This window comes from Bacillus sp. JHAA (assembly GCF_036961585.1).
GTDB classification, from domain to species: Bacteria; Bacillota; Bacilli; order Bacillales; family Bacillaceae; genus Bacillus; species Bacillus velezensis.
In genome coordinates this window covers 396,524-414,761 of record NZ_JBAMDE010000002.1, presented here as the reverse complement: position 1 = coordinate 414,761, position 18,238 = coordinate 396,524, and the positions used below count along the sequence as shown (strand labels likewise).

Below are 18,238 nucleotides of genomic sequence, written 5' to 3'. Positions count from 1 at the left end.
ACTCTTCTGTTACATACCTGCCCAAACATCTTTCGCATATCTTCCTTCCGCCTGCAGCTGTTCAAGCCAATTCAAGGAAACTTTTGAATCAGTGTTATGCACCTTTTCATACGCCTGAAGCAGTACATTTTCGACAGCCGGAGCCATTTTGCTTCCGTCACCGCATATATAGAGATGGCCGCCTTGGTCAAGAAGGGCAATAATTTGTGCAGCCTCGCGAAGCAGAACATCCTGTACATATACTTTACAGTCCTGATCTAACCTGGAATACGCCCGATGCACGGTGACAAGGCCGTTTTTCTCCGCATGGTCGAATTCATCTTTGTACAGATCGTCTTGTTCAGGATGCCGGCAGCCGAAGTATAAATGAGCTTCGCCCAGGCTGTTACCGGACATTTTTTCGGCAGCCCGCGCCTGGATAAATCCCCTGAACGGCGCAATTCCTGTGCCTGCTCCGACCATAATGAGAGGCGTTTTCGGATTTTCAGGCAATGCGAAACCCGACTGCGGCGAGCGGATGAAACAGACAGCAGAATCGCCTTTTTGTAATCCGGCTAAATAGTTCGAAGCCACGCCCCGGTATTGCCCACGGCCGCTCCATGCCGGAGCCGTCACAACGCCGACCGTGATACTGAGCTCCCCGCTGGTTGCCTTCGGTGAGCTTGAGATTGAATAATAGCGCGCCTTTAAGGACGGCAGAAGTTCTAAAAAGCGCTCAAACGGCAGTTCACATGCAGGATAATCTTCCAGCAGGTCCAGCATGGTCATTCGTTTTTTCAGCACGTTTTCTTTATATGCCGCATCATCAGAATAAAGATGCTCCAATTCTTTTTGGTGCGGCGGGCACACGGTATGTGCGGCAAGTTCGCGAAGCTGGGCTCTCGTTGCCGGCTCCTGCAGCTCTACATAGGATGCCAAAAGCTCCGGCGCATTAACCGGCCGGTCCATCGGCAGATGAGGCAGCTGCCGGCCCTTGATCTTAAAGTGCTGGTTCGGATCAAGACCGAATCGGCGAATGACACGGCTGATCAGTTCCCCGCTGTTTTGCGGAAGCACCCCGAGATGATCTCCTTCCTGATACGTTTCTGTTTCGGGGAGACGCAGCTCAATATGCCGGACTGAGCGCTTGCTGCTTTCGGTATGAAGCTCTTTGTTCGTGATGACCTCCGCCTCAAATGCTTTGTACGTTTTGGCAATCGGCGTCTCGGCTGCTTCACTTACGTATTCGATTGATAACTGTGATTTGTTTGTCTGTTTTGGAGCGGCCTCTATATGAAAAGCCTTCATGATGTCCTTCCAGAATGAGTCTTCCCAGGCTTCCTGACTGTACTCAAAATCATCGGCATTGTCGCCCTCCCCGATAGAGGTCAGCCGTTTTGCCCCTTTTTCTTCAAGCACTTTGTCTATCAGGCGGGGGATCCTTTGGTAAGTGGCGGCCCAGTTGCGGTCTCCGCAGCCGAAGACGGCGTAAGAAACACCCTTTAATTCCTGATCTTCAAGGGTTTCCATCCATTTCACAAAACCCGCCGCATTATCAGGCGGCGCCCCGTTATAAGAAGCCGTAACAATAACGACCGCGCCTTTTACAGGCAGTTTCCCGGCATAATCATCGAGCGGGCCGGTTTCAGTTGAAAATCCTTTGCTTCTTCCGATATCAGCCAGCTCTTCCGCGATTCCTTCCGCAGTTCCTAAATTTGATCCGTAAAGAATGAGAAGCGGCGTTCCGTGGGACGGGATTTCTTTCGTTTCTTCTTTGTGACCGCTGCCTGCAGCTTTATGGTTTTGTGCGGACTGCTGATTGGACACGTCCTTGTTTTTCACACGGATTTTAAAATCACCGGGCTTAATGGTTAGAGCTTCTTTAATCGTAAGCTCATAATCAGTATGATCAATCAGTTCAAAATGTTTCAGGACAAGGCCGAGCACCATTGTCGCTTCCTGCAGGGCAAACTGCATCCCGATGCATGCGCGCTGTCCGTTTCCAAACGGCTTATACGCGTCAGCCGGAATTGCCGCGGGATCGCTGAACCTTTCCGGGCGGAATAACTCGGCATCTTCTCCCCACGCGCTTTTATCCCGGTGCAGCTGCGGAGTCAGAATCGTCACCGGCTGTCCCTTCGCAATCGGATATTTCCCGCCGAGAACCGTATCTTCTTTCGCGTACAGAGAAAATGCCGGGGCAGTCGGATACAGCCGCAAAGTCTCGTTTAGCACCATGCGGATATATGTCAGCTGCTGAATCTGCTTATATTCAGGGGTCTCTCCCGTCAGCACCCGCTCGGCTTCCTGAACGGCTTTTTTCAATTTATCTTTATTTTTCAGCAGGCAGTATATCGCAAAAGAAAGCAGCCCGCTTGTGGTTTCATGCCCCGCGATCAAAAAAGTAATGATTTGATAACGGATATTTTCATCATCCAGCCTTTCCCCCGTTACAGGGTCTTTCGCTTCAAGCATCAATGCTAAAAGGTCAGACAGATTCTCATCCGGATTTTCCCTCCGCTCAGCGATGATCCGGTCTACAAGCGAATTCATCTCTTCAATATCCTGCTGGAACTGATGTCTCGTTTTGATCATCAGCTTGTCCTGCAGGCTGTGTCTCTGTGATTGGCGCATTGCCTCCTGCAGCGCACGAAGCATACTTGTGATAAAAGGATGCTGTGTGTCGCGGTAAAAGCTGTTAAAGCGGTAATGAAATCCGCACAGGCCGATTGTATCCAGCGTCAGGCGCGTCATATCTTCGGCAACGTCAATTTCTTCATTCGGATTTAATCTGCTCCACTTCTGCACGAGCTGCATGGCAATATCCAGCATCATTGAATGATAGCCTTTCATCGCCTTCTGGCTGAAGCTCGGCAATAAAATCCGATGCGCTTTCTGCCAATTCTTTTCGTGAGTCCAGCTCGTAAATAGTCCGTCACCGCCAAACTCACGGACTTTCAGCAAGGCTTTGCTGAGATTTTTGTCAAATCGCTTTTCATCACAGACTTCTGCCGCGAGCTCGCGGCCTGATACGAAGACCCCGACAGAGCTCGGAAATTCAAAACGAAAGATCGGGCCGTATTCTTCGGCAATTTTCCAAAGCGATTGTGACAGTTTTTCTTTTTCCAAGTGAGGGAGATTTTTCAGAGGCCCGTATGTTTTCGGCTGCGGTATAGCGCTTAGCTGTTTCATATCGATCTTCCTTCCTTCGGCGAATAATTAATGAGTTCTGATGGCATCCCAAGAACATTGTTCCAATTCTTTCAAAAACGGTTTTGTTATTTCGACGCTTCCCGTCCGGATAAGCTGATAGAGTTTGAGATATGCCCCGAGCAGCAGCGCCATCAGCACATTGGACGGCAGATTGCGGAGCACACCTTCAGACTTGCCGCGCTGAAAAAAGACGTCAAGCATCTGTGTTATTTCATCAAGAAGCTTACGGCTCGTTTCATTCAGAAAGTAGGCGTCCTTATTCGTTTCAAGAAAAAACAATGCATACTCACTTTCCTTCGTAAAATCAATCAGACAATAAAACAGGTGATGAAACCCTTCTCTTACAGATATCCCCTGAAAGTCCGTTTTGACTTTTTTCATAAAACGCTGCGCACTTTCCTGATACAGTACGTTCACAAGTGTCTCTTTACTGTCAAAGTAACGGTAAATTGTGCCGGTTCCAACATCGGCCTGAGCGGCAATCATCGGAATCGTCGTGGCGTCAAATCCTCTATCTGTAAACAAAGTAAGCGACGCTTTCATAATGAGTTCAACCTTATTTGAAGCTGTCATTTCATCCCCCTTTCTAAATACGGAATGAATATTCATTCCGTTTGTTCAAAATATTTAAAATGTACGGTCATCTGATTACCATTGTATAAGAAAAAAACTTTTTTTAATATAAAATATATGTGAAATAACCAAAAATAAGGAAATATGCCCAATTCCACAAAAAGAGCTGCAGTGACTTAAGCAGCTCTTTTTATTTCCCAAGAAATATTCTATTTAATGGCAGTAATAAAATGGAATGAATCTCTGCTGACAACTGAAATGTCTCTGAAATGCTGATCATAGAGCACCTCAATCACATCCTTTTCACTCATCCGCGAAGGTTTCAAAACCATATAGAAACACCCGTCAATTTGAAGAACGCGGTACACTTCTTTACATGCCGTCCGGTAATCGCTGACTGTTTCAGCAGTATGTAACGAGAAGACTTTATGAAAACTGCGGTCGCGGAACGGTATGCTTTCCGGTCTCCCCTGCTGAATGTTTCCGAGCCCGGCTTTTATAACCGAACGGTTTGCGCGCTGTGTTTTCCGTATTTTACGTTTCGATGTTTCTATGCTTTTAAGACTGCCCTTTTCAAGCTGTCCGATGATTTGTTTAAACATTGAGCCGTTTCCGGTCCCGATTTCCAAAATGCGGTCGTATTCCTGTATGTCCATCAAAATTTGCTGAATGACTGACTCTGCCGGTTCTGATGCAGCAAAGTATTTCGCGCGCATTCGTTTTAATGCTGAAGATGTATGTTGCAACATTGTATAACACCCGCTTTTCCATTCCTGTGATTTATTATTCAGAAATAATATTACCTCGTATTAGTATGAGGTACTAACTAGACGCACTTCTCTTCATGAACGTTTCGATTTATTTGAAATTTATATTTGTTTTCATAAAAAAAGACGGAAAACGTAGGTTTTCCGCCTGCTCTAGTACCAATAATACGGTGCTATATATCTTGTGTGCCGGGAAAGCGCCGCCATTCTCTGCCGGCGATACGGGTTGCCGTAGCCGTGTTTAAATGAATGGGGCATTGACGCATACCCGTGCCCGATGGATGGAATTCTGTTCTGACCGCCTTGCATGCTATCACCCGCTTACCAGTTTTTCTTTCTTTACCATGGTATGCAGGCCGTCTGCGACGTGACAGCAACATCCTCGCTAAACCTGGTCCTTCTCCATTGTGTAATGATTCAGCAGTTCAATTCTGAACATGATGATCTCCTCCTTCTCCTCCGTTTTGGCCCTTCGTGTCCGTTAGTTCATATAAAAGTGTTTCAGCTGGCGTTCTTTCGCTTCATTATAAAACTCTTCGACCTGCTGTTCTCGTTCATACTCTTCCGCACTTTTAAAACGCTTTGAAATGGTCAGTGTTAAAAAGAAAAGATTAATGGTCATTATCGCTCACCCCCTTTCAATATCCGCACAAGCGAAAATAACCCGCAGCAAAGTTCATATGCGCTGCGGGCAGACTAAATCCGCAGACAAAAGAAGACGGTGCTTCTTTCCCTGCGGGGAGCTGCGAATGTCCTGATACTCCGAAATTAACGTGCTTGACGGGCAGAGGTTAAGGAAGGACACGAACTCTTCCACAGGCTGAATCGGTTCAATTGTAGATTTTGATTGCCGTTTAACGTCGTCATGTGATTCAACCTCCCTTTGCTTTTTTCTTACTTTGTAAGTATATCCATCAGCTTCCATTTTGTAAACATTTTTTTCAAGATTTGGACGGAAAATGTGCTGGCATTCCGCTTCAATTGTCCGTGTTTTCCGGCATCTTTCTTACCTCAGGAAACTCTTTTCATCCCTTGCTTTTTCTGATCTTTTTTTGAATATGCAATAAAATAAATAAGGCCGACAAACACTGCCCCGCCGATGACATTCCCGATAAAGGCCGGAATGAGATTGCCAATCAGATCACCCCACGAAAAAGAACCTGCAAATATCGCAGCCGGGATGATAAACATATTGGCTACAACGTGCTGAAAACCAATTGCGACAAACGCCATAATCGGAAACCATATACCCGCGATTTTTCCGGCTCCGTCTTCTGCGCCGAAAGAAAGCCAGACAGCCAAACAGACAAGCCAGTTACAGCCGATCGCCGAAACAATGACTTTTCCAAACGGCATATCCAATTTGCCTTGTGCGACCGCAATCGTTTTTTCCAAGTAAGGTCCTGTTTCGGTTAATCCGACAACATGTCCGAAAAAGTAAGCGACAAACAGTGCGCCGACAAGATTCATCAACGTCACGATCACCCAATTTTTCACTAATGCACCGGCGGATATTCTTCTGGAAAACAGCGCCATGGATACCGACATCATATTTCCCGTAATCAGCTCCGCGCCGGCAAGAACGACGAGCACCAATCCGATGGGAAACACGGACGCCCCGATTAAACTCGACAGGCTTCCCCATTCTTTCGGAAGGTCGCCGATGACACGGATATCAAGCAAATAACCGAGTGCGATAAACGCTCCTCCCAAAAATCCTAATACAATCAGTGCTGAAAGCGGTGAATGCACCTTTTTTACCCCTGATTCGACCGCAAGCTCCGCTATTTCGTCCGGTTTACGAAAAGCCATAATAACCCCTCCATTTATCATTTCAGCCCGCAGTTTCCAAAGACGCCTAACAAAAAAGGCAGCATTCAACTAACCCGTCTGAAAAAACGGGGTTTGAATGCTGCCTAACTTGTATGCATACCCATACAACAATATCAAGCAGAATGAAAATATGCGGTATAGAATATGTACAGATCATGCACACATTCCATAAAAAATCGTCCTTAGGCCACTGCTGGCAGTTCATATCATATCAAATGTGACAATTTCGTGTCAATTGAATATTGTCAGCTTTTGATTTCTTCTTTATGCTCTTCAATTGAGCGGTCAAAGACAAACACCGATACAGCAATATTTTCCTCTATTTTTATATCTGAAAACAGATGCACCAGCTTTGCTCCGATGAGCTCTTCCATTCCGTCAGGCGTTTGTTTTGAATACAGTTCCTGAATTAAGCTGGTACGCGCCGCATGAACCATTTCTCTTCCTTCAGGCGTGCGTGCGATAAACTGCTCACTTGCGCTTAGATTGCCGTAAAGTGTAGATACCGCCATGTTATCCACAAAAACGGTGTGAATTCGTTCAGGCCCCTTTCCAAATAATTCTTTGCGCAATTTCCGGATAATATCGTTAAATTCATGAATTTTTTTAGACATATTGTCCCCTCCGATTTTAGCCTATGAAAGACATTCCCGGTTCCCCTTTGTGACATTTCACCTGGTTAAAGTTTTCCTTTCGTATTGTATTATAATAAATATCACCTTATAATAAAAGCAGTGAAGATGGATTTGTAATAGGAAACGTGTTATGAGTCTATCGTTTTATACAAATAGGATTGGTCTGTTAGTAAGACTTGCTAGTGAACTATTCCGCCATGCGTATTTATACCGTTCTCCGTACAGGAGGCCGGTATCTATGTGCATGGCTTTTTTTCGAGTTTAAAAGATGGAGGGGAATTGGAAGTGACAGACGTTCAGTCTATCCGTGTCAAAATTGACGGCACGGAGTATGAAGCACCAGAGGGGTCTAAGATTTTAGATATTTTAAACCAAAACGGAATTGAGATTCCGCAAATATGCCATGTACCGGAAGTGGATCCGATTCAAACATGTGACACCTGTATTGTTGAAGTAAACGGGAAATTGCAGCGCTCTTGTTCCACGGCTGCAGAAAACGGGATGTCCATCTCGCTTACGTCGGGAAGGGTAAAAGAGGCTCAGACAGAGGCCATGGACCGCCTGCTCGAGAATCACCTGCTTTACTGTACGGTATGCGATAACAACAACGGCAATTGCACACTGCATAATACAGCGGAAATGATGGGAATTGAGCATCAGAAATATCCGTATACGCCGAAAGATGATTCAAAGTGCGCGGTTGATATGTCTCACCCGTTTTACCGCTATGATCCGAACCAATGCATCGCCTGCGGCCAATGTGTGGAAGTGTGTCAAAACCTTCAGGTGAATGAGACCCTTTCAATTGATTGGGAGCGCGACCGCCCGCGGGTCATTTGGGATGAAGGCGTCGCCATTAATGAATCTTCCTGCGTCAGCTGCGGCCAGTGTGTCACTGTCTGTCCTTGTAACGCACTGATGGAAAAATCAATGCTCGGCCAAGCCGGATTTATGACAGGAATAAAAGAAGATGTCATGGAACCGATGATTGATTTAGTGAAAAATGTTGAACCCGACTATACAAGCATCTTCGCCGTGTCTGAAGTGGAAGCGGCTATGCGCGATAAACGGACGAAAAAAACAAAAACAGTCTGCACGTTCTGCGGCGTCGGATGCTCTTTTGAAGTATGGACAAAAGGACGTGACATCCTTAAAATTCAGCCTGTTTCCGATGCTCCGGTTAACGCGATTTCCACTTGTGTGAAAGGGAAATTCGGCTGGGACTTCGTGAATTCGGAAGAACGGATTACAAAACCGCTTATCCGGAAAAACGGCGCATTTGTTGAATCGTCATGGGAAGAAGCTCTTGATCTTGTCGCTTCAAGACTCGGTTCGATCAAGGACGAACACGGAAATGGTTCTGTCGGTTTTATTTCTTCTTCTAAAATTACGAATGAAGACAACTACGTCATTCAAAAATTGGCACGTCAAGTATTTGAAACCAACAACGTGGATAACTGCTCACGCTACTGCCAGTCACCGGCAACGGACGGCTTATTCCGCACCGTCGGTATGGGCGGAGACGCCGGCACAATTAAAGATATCGCAAAAGCGGGCCTCGTGCTCATCGTCGGCGCCAATCCGGCGGAAGGACATCCGGTTCTGGCCACACGCGTGAAACGCGCCCATAAACTGCACGGCCAAAAACTGATTGTTGCCGATCTGCGCAGAAATGAAATGGCTGAACGGTCCGACCTCTTTATCAGCCCGAAACAAGGGACTGACCAGGTCTGGCTCATGGCAGTAACGAAATATATGATTGACCAAGGCTGGCACGATCAAGCGTTTATTGATGAAAATGTCAACTACTTTGATGATTATAAAGAAACGCTGGAAAAATACACATTGGAATATGCGGAGCGCATCACCGGACTTTCTCAGGATACGATCATCCGCATTGCCGAAATGATTCGTGATGCAGACGGCACTTGTGTTCTTTGGGGCATGGGCGTTACTCAAAATACAGGCGGCTCTGATACATCAGCGGCGATTTCCAACCTGCTGCTTGCCACAGGAAACTACCGCCGTCCGGGCGCCGGAGCCTATCCGCTGCGGGGACATAACAACGTTCAAGGCGCTTGCGATATGGGAACTCTTCCAGGCTGGCTTCCGGGGTATCAGCATATTACCGATGATGCGGCACGCGCTAAATTCGAAAAAGCTTACGGTGTTGAAATTGACGGCAAGCCGGGTCTTGATAATATCGAAATGCTCCATGCGATTGAAGAAGGAAACATGAAAGCCATGTATCTCGTCGGTGAAGATATGGCGCTCGTCGATTCAAACGCCAACCATGTTCATAACATTTTATCCAGCCTTGATTTCTTTGTTGTGCAGGATATTTTCCTTTCAAGAACGGCGCAATACGCGGATGTCATCCTGCCTGCGGTTCCATCTCTTGAAAAAGACGGAACATTTACAAACACAGAGCGGCGTGTGCAAAGATTGTATCAGGCGCTTCCGACACTCGGCGATGCAAAACCCGACTGGTGGATTATTCAGGAAGTCGCCAATCGTTTAGGCGCTGATTGGAATTACACGCATCCTAGCGACATTTTCTCAGAAATGGCGAGCCTTTCTCCGCTGTTCGGAAAAGCAAGTTACGACGTTCTTAGCGGCTGGAACAGCTTCTTGTGGGGAAGTTTTACGGGAGAAAGCACTCCGCTTCTTTATGAAGACGGCTTTAACTTCCCGGACAAAAAAGCCCGTTTTGCGCTGAGCGATTGGGTGGAGCCTGCCGTATTCCCTGAAGAATATGACCTGCATATTAACAACGGACGGATGCTTGAACATTTCCACGAAGGAAACATGACAAACAAGTCAAAAGGCATTCAGTCTAAAGTTCCGGATGTATTTGTTGAAGTATCGCCGGAGCTCGCGGCTGAACGCGGAATTTGCGACGGGACAATGATCCGGCTCGTCTCTCCTTTTGGGGCGGTTAAATTGAACGCGCTTGTGACAGACCGCGTCCGCGCAAATGAGCTTTATCTGCCGATGAACTCTACAGATAAAGATTCTGCGATTAATTTCCTGACCGGGCCTGCGTATGATTCACGGACACATACACCTGCCTATAAGCAGACAAAAGTCCGCATGGAAGTGCTCGGTTCCTGTGATACTCCGCCGCTTCCGAAAACGAATCCGCGGAACAAAAAACGTCATCCGCAAAACGGTGTGGAAGCTCAGCGAAAATGGAACCGTCCGGGCTATGTGCACTTAACTGATTAAGGAAAGGAGGAAACATTATGGCAAGCCCAATTACTGAAATTCAAAAAGAAACGAAAACAGAGGAACAGCTGAAAGCTGAAAAACTGGAAGAGCTGAAGACGCTTCTCGCAGAAAATGAAGAAGCCGTCGCGAAAACGATGTCCATCATGGCAGAGCTGAATGGCTTGGGCATTTTTGATGCCGCCGGCTATATGCTCCAGGCAAAAGAGGAGATTGCCAAAATCGCACTCGGACAGATTTCCCGGGAACCTGTCACCAATCTCCTGAATACGATGATGGCCGCGGGAGGCGCGCTGTCAAAAGCTGATCCCGAATTTATGGGCAGACTTTTAGAAAGCGCCATGGCCGGGACGGATCAGGCGCAAAGATTTTTAAAAGAGGACAGGAAAGTCAGTATGTTTGAACTGATGAAAGCCGTCGGTGATCCTGATATTAACCGCGCGCTCGGCTTCGGGCTGCAGTTTTTAAAAGGAATGGGAAAAGAATTACGCGAAACCCCGTCTGAATAAGAAACGAAAAAGCCATTGTCAAAAGACAATGGCTTTTTTTTATTCATCGGCCTCTTCCAGCCTCTTTTTATAAATAAGTGAACGGTCAACGCAGAAATAAGCGCCCGCTAAAAATACACAATCCGTTACAAACATCAGCATTTTCTGGCCCGCAGTCAGCCCTTGTCCGGGAAGAACCGCGCCGATATAAATGAAGGTGCTGACTGCAAGCAGAATAAATGCGTAATGCTTAAGATCTTCTATTAATGATTTCAGTCTTTTCTTCTCCATATAAGGTCACCTGCCAGTTTTATAGTCTACCAACATTATAATACAAGCTGACAGCCGACAGAGAATGTAAATCTATCCATTCTTTATAAAAGTGAATCAAGCGCCTGTTTCACATCCGCCGTTAAATCCTCAGTATCCTCAATACCGACCGAGATCCGCACGAGCCCGTCGGTAATGCCAAGCGCAAGCCGGCGGTCGCGCGGGATCGATGCGTGCGTCATTCTGGACGGCACGGAGATTAAGCTTTCAACCGCTCCTAAACTTTCCGCGATCGTAAACAGGTTCAATTTTTCTAAAAACGCGTCGACGCGTTCGCTGCTGCCGACATCAAAGGAAATCATTCCGCCGAAACCGGAGCTTTGCGCTTTTGTCAGCTCATGGCCCGGGTGTTTCGCTGATCCGGGATAGTAGAGCGTCTGAACGGCATCATGTGCTTCAAGCAGCTCGGCGATTTTTCCGGCGCTGTGATTGATGGCATCCATTCTGAGTCCCAGCGTTTTAATGCCTCTCATCAAAAGCCATGAATCCTGCGGTCCTAAAACGCCGCCCGTTGAGTTTTGCACATAATGAAGCTTTTCGCCCAGTTCTTTATCAGCCGTGACGACTAAGCCGCCGACGACATCGCTGTGGCCGCCGAGATATTTTGTCGCGCTGTGAAGCACGATGTCCGCGCCGAAGCTGAGCGGCTGTTGGAAATACGGCGTGTAAAACGTATTATCGACGATAAGCAATACGCCCGCTTCTTTTGCGATGTCAGACATCAGTTTGAGGTCAGTCACTTTCAATAGTGGGTTTGTCGGTGTTTCGATATAAATGGCTTTCGTATTCGGACGGATGGCTTTTTGGACTTTTTCTTTGCTGCTCGTATCGACAAAGTCCGCTTCAATGCCGAAGCGGTTCAGCACGCCTGTCATCACCCGGTAAGTGCCGCCGTATACATCATCCGTCATAATAACATGATCGCCGCTGTCAAACAGCATCATGACGGCAGTAATCGCAGCCATGCCTGAGCCGAACGCATATCCTGCCGCGCCGCCTTCAAGCTCCGCAATTAAGCTTTCAAGCGCCGTCCGCGTCGGATTGGCCGTTCTTGAATATTCATAACCCGTGTGCTCGCCCGCTTTCGGCTGTTGGTACGTGCTTACTTGATAAATCGGTACGGAAACCGCTCCTGTTTTTTCATCTCCCGTAATTCCTCCGTGCACCATCAGCGTTTTTTTCTTCATCTTACTGGCCTCCTTGAAAAATGTTTTTGCTTATATATCGATCGCTGCCGTCAGGGAAAATAGTGACGATATTTGATCCGGCGGGCGCTTTTTTCGCTTCTTCAAGCGCTGCATAAAGAGCCGCCCCTGAAGAGCTTCCGATTAAGAGGCCTTCTTTCTCAGCCGCTTCTCTGACAAGCGAAAACGCCGTATCGTCTTCCACCGTGTAAATGGCGTCAAAATGGTTCTCGTCCATATAATCCGGGATAAACTCCATGCCGATGCCTTCCGTTTTATGGGCATGCGGCTCTCCTCCGTTCAGGATCGAGCCTTCCGGTTCAACGATCACCGTTTTGACGGCAGGATTTTTCTCCTTTAAATAAGCTGCCGTACCGGCAAAGGTGCCGCCGGAACCCGCTCCTGCGACAAAAGCGTGGATATCCCCGCCGAGCGCGTTCCATATTTCAGGTCCGATCGTTTTGTAGTAAGTCAATGGATTTACTCGGTTTTTAAATTGCAGAACGGCATAAGAATTATTAATCTCTCTCTCCAGTTCAAGCGCTTTTCGGATGGCTCCCTGCATGCCTTCTTCTCTCGGCGTATGCACGATGTCCGCTCCGAGAGCTTTCATAATTTGCTGCTTTTCTCTGCTGAAATGCTCCGGGACGCAAAAAATGGCGCGAAGCTGATGCTTTCTGGCGCACAGAGCGAGTCCGATCCCGGTGTTTCCGGCAGTCGCCTCAATGATAACGCCGCCCGGTTTCACCTTTCCCGTGCGAAGCGCATCTTCAATGAGCATCCCGCCCAGCCTGTCTTTAATGCTTCCGCCCGGATTCATCATCTCAAGCTTAGCATAAACCGCTGTTCCCTCCGGTATATCAAAATGCTTGAGACGGAGCAGCGGTGTATTTCCGATTAGTTCTGTAATATCTGTTATCACGTTCAATATATGTCCTCCTCCTGGAAAAGCGGAGGAGAACGAGAATCCCCCGCTTAGTGAATTCGTTTGATGACATTCAGGACAAGCTCAGTTGAATGAACGGCAGCCTGTTCTAAAAATTTATCAAATGAAACGTCAGATTCTTTTCCGGCAATATCAGATAAAGCTCTGATGACAACAAAAGGCGTTTTGAACTGGTGGCACACCTGTGCGACAGCCGCAGCTTCCATCTCAACCGCGTACAAATCCGCAAATTTGGCGCGTACGTCTTCAACCCGCTTCGGATCATTCATAAAAGAATCTCCCGTTGCGATTGTGCCTTTGGCGACTTGAATGCCGTTCAGTTCAGAAACCGCTTCCTCAGTAATACTGATCAGCTTTTCATCAGCTTTGTATGCTGCCGGAAGACCCGGCACCTGTCCGTATTCATAGTCAAACGCCGTCACATCCACGTCATGATGGCGGACATCTGTTGAGATGACGACGTCGCCTACATTCAATGTATGATGAAAACCGCCCGCTGAGCCTGTGTTAATCACATAATCAGGTTTGAAACGGTCAAGCAGAAGCGTCGTGCTGATCGCCGCGTTGACTTTCCCGATACCTGATTTCAGCAAGATGACTTCGACGCCTTCATAGCTGCCAGTTGTAAACTCACAGTGAGCGATCATCTCTTGTTTTGCGTCTTTCAGTTTGCTTCTTAAAATCGTAACTTCCTCTTCCATTGCTCCGATGACTGCCAGTTTCATTTATACACAATCCCTTCGATTTACCGTTTAATCGCCTCCATTATCCAGACAAAGTCATTTTGCTGCGTAAACCGAGCGGCAAATCCCTCTTCTGAAAAGATGTTTTTCATTGTCCCGAGTGTCGGATAATGTTCCGTCTTTAAATCGTCCGCTAATTGATGATAGCCGTTTCGGATTGCTTTTTTAATGGCTTCATCATAAGCTTCATGATCTTTAAAGACTGTATCGGCAAACACTATTTTATCATGCTTCTGAAGGATTGCGCCATACTGCTTTACAGCCGTTCGCTTTTCTTCATCGGTTAAATGATGAAAGGCGTACGAGCTGACGATGGTATCTATTTGAAAAGGCGGAGCGGGAAACTCCAGAAAATCTCCGTCACTGAACACGGCTTTGTCAGAAAGCTTGTCAGCCGCCAGTTTTCTCATTGACGGAGACGGTTCTACACCAAACACCTTTTTGTTCGCAGCGGCTAATTTCGCCGTTAAATTCCCCGTTCCCGGTCCGAACTCTAAAACGTTTGAACCTGAAAGTGCGACAATGCTGTCAAGAATGCTGTCATATCCTTTAAAAACAGCGGCATATTGTTTGTCAGCCCCGTGCACTGTGGCATCATAAGTCGCTGCCCAATCTTCAAATAAAGGAATAAATTCACGGCCCATATTTTTCACTCTCCATATTTTATAATTCCTATGAGTATAGTATGGATTAATCGTGGAACAGTTCCTATCCTATCACAAAAAAGAATGGAAGGGTACTAAAATACTTTGGGATTATTGCGCAATTACGGCAGAAAGGCTTATACTTTCATTGACTCAGAAGAAAAATCAGGAGGATCTGTACTGATGAATTTTCAATTGGATTTAATCAAAGATAAAGTAGAATTTTTCGAAGCGGCATCTTTGCAGGAGCTTGAAAAGAAAATAAACGTTCAGATTGAAAACAACCAGGCGATTATGCTTCGCGTCCGTTCCGTATCCCATCAGGTGACGGCCGTTGACGGCAGAATCCTTTACAGCGCGTCGGTGCATTTTTCAGCTGACGTATGACAGAAAAAAGCAGCTGAATAATCAGCTGCTTTTTTGCGGTTATTTTAAGGTTTCTACTTTTGTCGGCTTCCAGCCTTTTTTGTCTTTCCAAGTGATGGTGACCTGATACTTTTTGCCGTTCGTTTTGTCTAAAACTTTACCCTTCGCATCTTGCGGGCTTCCATTGTTTCCGAGCCACAGCACTGTCATATGATCTTTTGACACGCCTGTGGCGTAAGAGATGGCGTCAAGCATTTCGGACCAGTCTTCAGAGCTTGAGTCATACGTCGCCGCATGTTCTCCCGTCTGCTTTGTGCCGACCGCTTTCCATTTTGGGTTAACAATTGTTTTCTCGACATCGCTTGATGAGCCGCCCTCTGTTATTTTTGCGCCTTTAAAAGGATCGCTTGAATCAGAGTCTTTTTTGCTGCTGTCATCACTTTTCGATGAATCATCGTCTTTTTTGCTGTCAGAATCTGAAGATGAATCAGATGTGTCCTTATCCTGTTTATCTTTTTTGTCATCGTCTGATGCCTTATCTTTTTTGCTGTCTTTTATGTCTTCATCCGATGTCTGCTTCGTCTTGCCTGATGCAGGTGTTTCCTGCTTCTGGCTCGTGTCCGCTTTTTCGCTCACGTCGCTCGACGGACTGTTGATGAAGAGGCTGACGGCAACGACGACAATAAGAATAGATACGATAGCAATTAAAATGTTAAGCACCATATTTGCTTTTCTGCGCTTATCACGGTTTTCAAAACGAGATTGTTTATTGCTCAATCATTCTGCACTCCTTTATCCCTCTTGCTCAGCATATATTTTAACATGGGCTGAGCGGTTGTTCTATGTCTGATTTATTTCATTTTCATGTACCTTTTTAACAATATCATAAAACACTGTATTTGTCAGAGCCTTATCCCCCGGCGTGTCCATGTGCAGCACCACGAGAGCGTATTTCGGCTTGTCCGCGGGAAAGTATCCCGCAAACCATTTGTGGTAAAGCGTCTGTTTTTCTTTTGTGAACATTCCCGTCTGGGCCGTTCCCGATTTGCCTGCTATCTCATACGGCAGGTCCTGAAACCTTCGGCCGGTTCCTTTCGGTGAGGTGACGACTTCTCTGAGAATTTTTTGAAGCTGCTGCGCCGTATATTTGTCGATGTTTTCCCCTTTTAACGGCTGATCATTGAATGACGCCATCGTCGTTTTGTTTTTGTATTCAATTTTGTCCGCGATTTTGACTTGTTTTTTTTCACCGCCGCGCGCGATCGCCGCCATCATATTGGCGACTTCAAGAGGCGTGACTTTCACGTTTTTTTGCCCGATCGCCGTCTGTGCGACAGCTTTTTTTACGGTTTTGTCTTTGTCATCTCCCCAAATGATCCCGCTTTTTTCATTATACAGCTGCCTGAATCCGTCTTCCCGGTACAGCTTGCCTTCCCAGCCCGCCCGCTGTGTGAGACCGAGTTTTTCCGCCATGTTTTCAATAACGGAATCATCTTTTTTGATCAATTTTTCCGCAAGACTTGTAAACGTATAATTGCAGCTTTGAGCAAAGCTTTCTCCAAAACTGAGCGTGCCTTTGTCATCCCCCGGCTCTCCGTACAGGTTGAGATTGCAGTTAAAGGATGTGCCCGGCTTCACTTCGTTTTGTTCTATTGCGGCTGCGGCGATCACCGTTTTAAACACTGATCCCGGATAAATCGGCGTCAGCATGTAATTTTGCAGTGTCTGCTGCTTTGACATGTCGGCGTCAGGCTTTGATACCATTCCGAGCACACTGCTTTTTTCAATGTCTAAAAGGACGGCTCCCCCCTTTTTTAACCCGCGGTCTTTCAATACATCTTCCATTGCTTTTTGAATATTGCGGTCGATGGAGGTTTTGACTTGCAGCGGATAAAACGCGTTTGCTTCAGCCGTATATTTGACGTCCATTCCGAATAAAGGGTTTCCCCTTCCGTCGACATGATACAAAAGTTTTGTGTCCTGATCCGCCAGTAAAAACTCATCAAACGTCCGCTCCATCCCGCTTGTCCCGATCTTTGCCGTGATCGGCAGTTCCTTCCTGCCGGGGTATTTCTTTTTCAAAAGCTCAGGGTCCTGGTTTGTCGCGCCCAACAGATGAGCGGCTATGTTTGTTTCCTTGCTGTCTTTCATATATACGCCGTAAATGCCGGGATATTTCAAAGAATTTATATTTGACACGGATTGTTTCGTCAAATGTTTTATTTTTCTGCTGTTCAGGACCACCGGTTTTTTCGCTTCCGTGAGCAGCTGCCTGAGCTCCCCCTGTTTCATTCCGAGAATGTCTGATACCCGGTCAACCGGCCAATCCTGCGTCACGAGAAAGGGAAACAGTATGACGGCAGGCTGCTTTTTTCCGGTCAGTTCTTTGCCGTTCCGATCAAGAAAAGAGCCGCGTCCGTCTGAAATAAGGACTTCTTCCGTCCGCTGCTTGACGCTTTCCTGAATCAGATTAATATTGGATTTTGAAAAAGATTCTGTGAAAAACAGCTGAATTTCAGCCAGCCTCGCAAGCAGAAAGAAAAACACGAGCAGAAAACAAATCACGGCCGCTTTCAGCCTTTTTGATACGATCATAAAAAAACACCTCATCCACATTTTGGACGAGGTGTTTCATTGTTAAACGGATCTTATGAAATTTTCACAATTTTCACGAGCATTTCTCCGCCCGGCGTCTGAACTGTCACTTCTTCGTCCACTTTTCTGCCAAGCAGGCTTTTGGCGATTGGCGAGTCGTTTGAAATTTTCCCTTCAAACGGATCAGCTTCAGCGCTTCCGACAATCGTGTAAGATTCTTCTTCACCGTCCGGCAATTCGATGAATGATACGGTTTTTCCCAAACCGACTACATTTGAACCGCCGTCGTCCTCGATGATTTTCGCATTGCGGATCATGTTTTCAAGCGTCGTGATGCGCCCTTCCACAAATGCCTGTTCTTCTTTTGCAGAATCATACTCAGAGTTCTCTGACAGATCTCCGAAGCTTCTTGCGATTTTAATGCGTTCTACTACTTCTTTACGTTTAACCGTTTTCAATTGCTCTAATTCTTGTTCTAGTTTTTGTTTTCCTTCGTGAGTCATCGGAAAAACTTTTTCTTGTGCCATGTTCCTTCACTCCTTGGTGGTTGTCCCTCAACAATAACGTGTGATTATGTATGAGAGCATAAACGAAAAAATCAAGAATGAGAACACAGGGCAGTCCTCGTTCTTCTCTCCCATATAGGTACTGTTTATCTTAAACTGAATGTGTGTTTTCTGCAAATGTTTCGGTTTATAAACAGGGAAAGAAGGG

Annotated in this window: 18 protein-coding genes; 3 read left to right on the top strand and 15 right to left on the bottom strand. The window is 46.5% G+C overall.

The genetic code is table 11. The features are described from left to right. Positions 1–9 precede the first annotated feature (9 nt). From V7728_RS06090 to V7728_RS06060, 7 genes are all read right to left on the bottom strand, one after another. Positions 10–3,171, bottom strand: a complete 3,162-nt coding sequence (locus V7728_RS06090; protein WP_032866649.1) for a bifunctional cytochrome P450/NADPH--P450 reductase — start codon at positions 3,169–3,171, stop codon at positions 10–12. Positions 3,172–3,198: 27 nt separating this feature from the next. Next, complete coding sequence (locus tag V7728_RS06085) at positions 3,199–3,765, bottom strand: TetR/AcrR family transcriptional regulator (protein WP_003152789.1); 567 nt, start codon at positions 3,763–3,765, stop codon at positions 3,199–3,201. Between the two features lie 209 nt (positions 3,766–3,974). Then, positions 3,975–4,514 carry a class I SAM-dependent methyltransferase gene (locus V7728_RS06080; protein ID WP_007408228.1) on the bottom strand — a complete coding sequence of 180 codons (540 nt, stop codon included), beginning with the start codon at positions 4,512–4,514 and terminating at the stop codon, positions 3,975–3,977. Positions 4,515–4,685: 171 nt separating this feature from the next. Continuing rightward, positions 4,686–4,841, bottom strand: a complete 156-nt coding sequence (locus V7728_RS06075; protein ID WP_180305637.1) for a hypothetical protein — start codon at positions 4,839–4,841, stop codon at positions 4,686–4,688. Positions 4,842–5,013: 172 nt separating this feature from the next. After that, on the bottom strand, positions 5,014–5,154 hold the full coding sequence (locus V7728_RS06070) for a YrzI family small protein (protein ID WP_003152787.1): 141 nt from the start codon (positions 5,152–5,154) through the stop codon (positions 5,014–5,016). A 389-nt stretch (positions 5,155–5,543) separates the two neighbouring features. Beyond that, entirely contained in the window at positions 5,544–6,344 is an 801-nt protein-coding gene (locus V7728_RS06065) for a formate/nitrite transporter family protein (protein WP_007408225.1), read from the bottom strand. 266 nt (positions 6,345–6,610) lie between these two features. After that, positions 6,611–6,979 carry a DUF2294 domain-containing protein gene (locus tag V7728_RS06060; RefSeq protein ID WP_007408224.1) on the bottom strand — a complete coding sequence of 123 codons (369 nt, stop codon included), beginning with the start codon at positions 6,977–6,979 and terminating at the stop codon, positions 6,611–6,613. 306 nt (positions 6,980–7,285) lie between these two features. On the opposite strand from V7728_RS06060, the gene fdhF reads away from it, so the two are divergent. Beyond that, positions 7,286–10,228, top strand: coding sequence for a formate dehydrogenase subunit alpha (fdhF, locus tag V7728_RS06055; protein ID WP_099567282.1), 2,943 nt, complete (start codon positions 7,286–7,288; stop codon positions 10,226–10,228). Between the two features lie 17 nt (positions 10,229–10,245). Beyond that, complete coding sequence (locus V7728_RS06050; RefSeq protein WP_003152780.1) at positions 10,246–10,737, top strand: DUF1641 domain-containing protein; 492 nt, start codon at positions 10,246–10,248, stop codon at positions 10,735–10,737. A 39-nt stretch (positions 10,738–10,776) separates the two neighbouring features. On the opposite strand, the gene V7728_RS06045 is transcribed toward V7728_RS06050, so the two are convergent. From V7728_RS06045 to V7728_RS06025, 5 genes are all read right to left on the bottom strand, one after another. After that, entirely contained in the window at positions 10,777–11,007 is a 231-nt protein-coding gene (locus V7728_RS06045; protein WP_015240275.1) for a YrhC family protein, read from the bottom strand. 83 nt (positions 11,008–11,090) lie between these two features. Continuing rightward, positions 11,091–12,233, bottom strand: coding sequence for a bifunctional cystathionine gamma-lyase/homocysteine desulfhydrase (locus V7728_RS06040; protein ID WP_032866647.1), 1,143 nt, complete (start codon positions 12,231–12,233; stop codon positions 11,091–11,093). A gap of 1 nt (position 12,234) precedes the next feature. Then, the gene (locus V7728_RS06035; protein ID WP_032866645.1) at positions 12,235–13,158 is read right to left on the bottom strand and encodes an O-acetylserine dependent cystathionine beta-synthase; all 924 of its coding nucleotides are present in this window, start codon (positions 13,156–13,158) and stop codon (positions 12,235–12,237) included. Positions 13,159–13,205: 47 nt separating this feature from the next. Then, complete coding sequence (mtnN, locus tag V7728_RS06030; RefSeq protein WP_003152774.1) at positions 13,206–13,901, bottom strand: 5'-methylthioadenosine/S-adenosylhomocysteine nucleosidase; 696 nt, start codon at positions 13,899–13,901, stop codon at positions 13,206–13,208. Between the two features lie 20 nt (positions 13,902–13,921). Next, complete coding sequence (locus V7728_RS06025; protein ID WP_032866643.1) at positions 13,922–14,563, bottom strand: class I SAM-dependent methyltransferase; 642 nt, start codon at positions 14,561–14,563, stop codon at positions 13,922–13,924. Positions 14,564–14,746: 183 nt separating this feature from the next. Between V7728_RS06025 and V7728_RS06020 the strand changes: the two genes are divergently transcribed. Further along, the gene (locus V7728_RS06020) at positions 14,747–14,950 is read left to right on the top strand and encodes a YrzA family protein (protein WP_003152771.1); all 204 of its coding nucleotides are present in this window, start codon (positions 14,747–14,749) and stop codon (positions 14,948–14,950) included. Between the two features lie 39 nt (positions 14,951–14,989). Here V7728_RS06020 and V7728_RS06015 read toward each other — a convergent pair whose 3' ends face one another. The 3 genes from V7728_RS06015 to greA form a co-directional block, all read right to left on the bottom strand. Beyond that, on the bottom strand, positions 14,990–15,706 hold the full coding sequence (locus V7728_RS06015) for a YrrS family protein (protein ID WP_003152769.1): 717 nt from the start codon (positions 15,704–15,706) through the stop codon (positions 14,990–14,992). Positions 15,707–15,769: 63 nt separating this feature from the next. Beyond that, positions 15,770–17,524, bottom strand: a complete 1,755-nt coding sequence (locus V7728_RS06010) for a peptidoglycan D,D-transpeptidase FtsI family protein (RefSeq protein WP_032866641.1) — start codon at positions 17,522–17,524, stop codon at positions 15,770–15,772. Between the two features lie 53 nt (positions 17,525–17,577). Next, the gene (greA, locus tag V7728_RS06005; protein WP_003152766.1) at positions 17,578–18,051 is read right to left on the bottom strand and encodes a transcription elongation factor GreA; all 474 of its coding nucleotides are present in this window, start codon (positions 18,049–18,051) and stop codon (positions 17,578–17,580) included. Positions 18,052–18,238: the final 187 nt, after the last annotated feature.

Bases quoted from the DNA above. Each gene is read 5' to 3' on its own strand.
- V7728_RS06020 (WP_003152771.1), top strand. From the start codon at position 14,747: ATGAATTTTCAATTGGATTTAATCAAAGATAAAGTAGAATTTTTCGAA.
- V7728_RS06070 (WP_003152787.1), bottom strand. From the start codon at position 5,154: ATGACCATTAATCTTTTCTTTTTAACACTGACCATTTCAAAGCGTTTT.
- V7728_RS06065 (WP_007408225.1), bottom strand. From the start codon at position 6,344: ATGGCTTTTCGTAAACCGGACGAAATAGCGGAGCTTGCGGTCGAATCA.
- mtnN (WP_003152774.1), bottom strand. From the start codon at position 13,901: ATGAAACTGGCAGTCATCGGAGCAATGGAAGAGGAAGTTACGATTTTA.
- V7728_RS06060 (WP_007408224.1), bottom strand. From the start codon at position 6,979: ATGTCTAAAAAAATTCATGAATTTAACGATATTATCCGGAAATTGCGC.
- V7728_RS06080 (WP_007408228.1), bottom strand. From the start codon at position 4,514: ATGTTGCAACATACATCTTCAGCATTAAAACGAATGCGCGCGAAATAC.
- V7728_RS06010 (WP_032866641.1), bottom strand. From the start codon at position 17,524: ATGATCGTATCAAAAAGGCTGAAAGCGGCCGTGATTTGTTTTCTGCTC.
- greA (WP_003152766.1), bottom strand. From the start codon at position 18,051: ATGGCACAAGAAAAAGTTTTTCCGATGACTCACGAAGGAAAACAAAAA.
- V7728_RS06050 (WP_003152780.1), top strand. From the start codon at position 10,246: ATGGCAAGCCCAATTACTGAAATTCAAAAAGAAACGAAAACAGAGGAA.
- V7728_RS06045 (WP_015240275.1), bottom strand. From the start codon at position 11,007: ATGGAGAAGAAAAGACTGAAATCATTAATAGAAGATCTTAAGCATTAC.
- V7728_RS06075 (WP_180305637.1), bottom strand. From the start codon at position 4,841: ATGCAAGGCGGTCAGAACAGAATTCCATCCATCGGGCACGGGTATGCG.
- V7728_RS06025 (WP_032866643.1), bottom strand. From the start codon at position 14,563: ATGGGCCGTGAATTTATTCCTTTATTTGAAGATTGGGCAGCGACTTAT.
- V7728_RS06090 (WP_032866649.1), bottom strand. From the start codon at position 3,171: ATGAAACAGCTAAGCGCTATACCGCAGCCGAAAACATACGGGCCTCTG.
- V7728_RS06085 (WP_003152789.1), bottom strand. From the start codon at position 3,765: ATGACAGCTTCAAATAAGGTTGAACTCATTATGAAAGCGTCGCTTACT.
- V7728_RS06040 (WP_032866647.1), bottom strand. From the start codon at position 12,233: ATGAAGAAAAAAACGCTGATGGTGCACGGAGGAATTACGGGAGATGAA.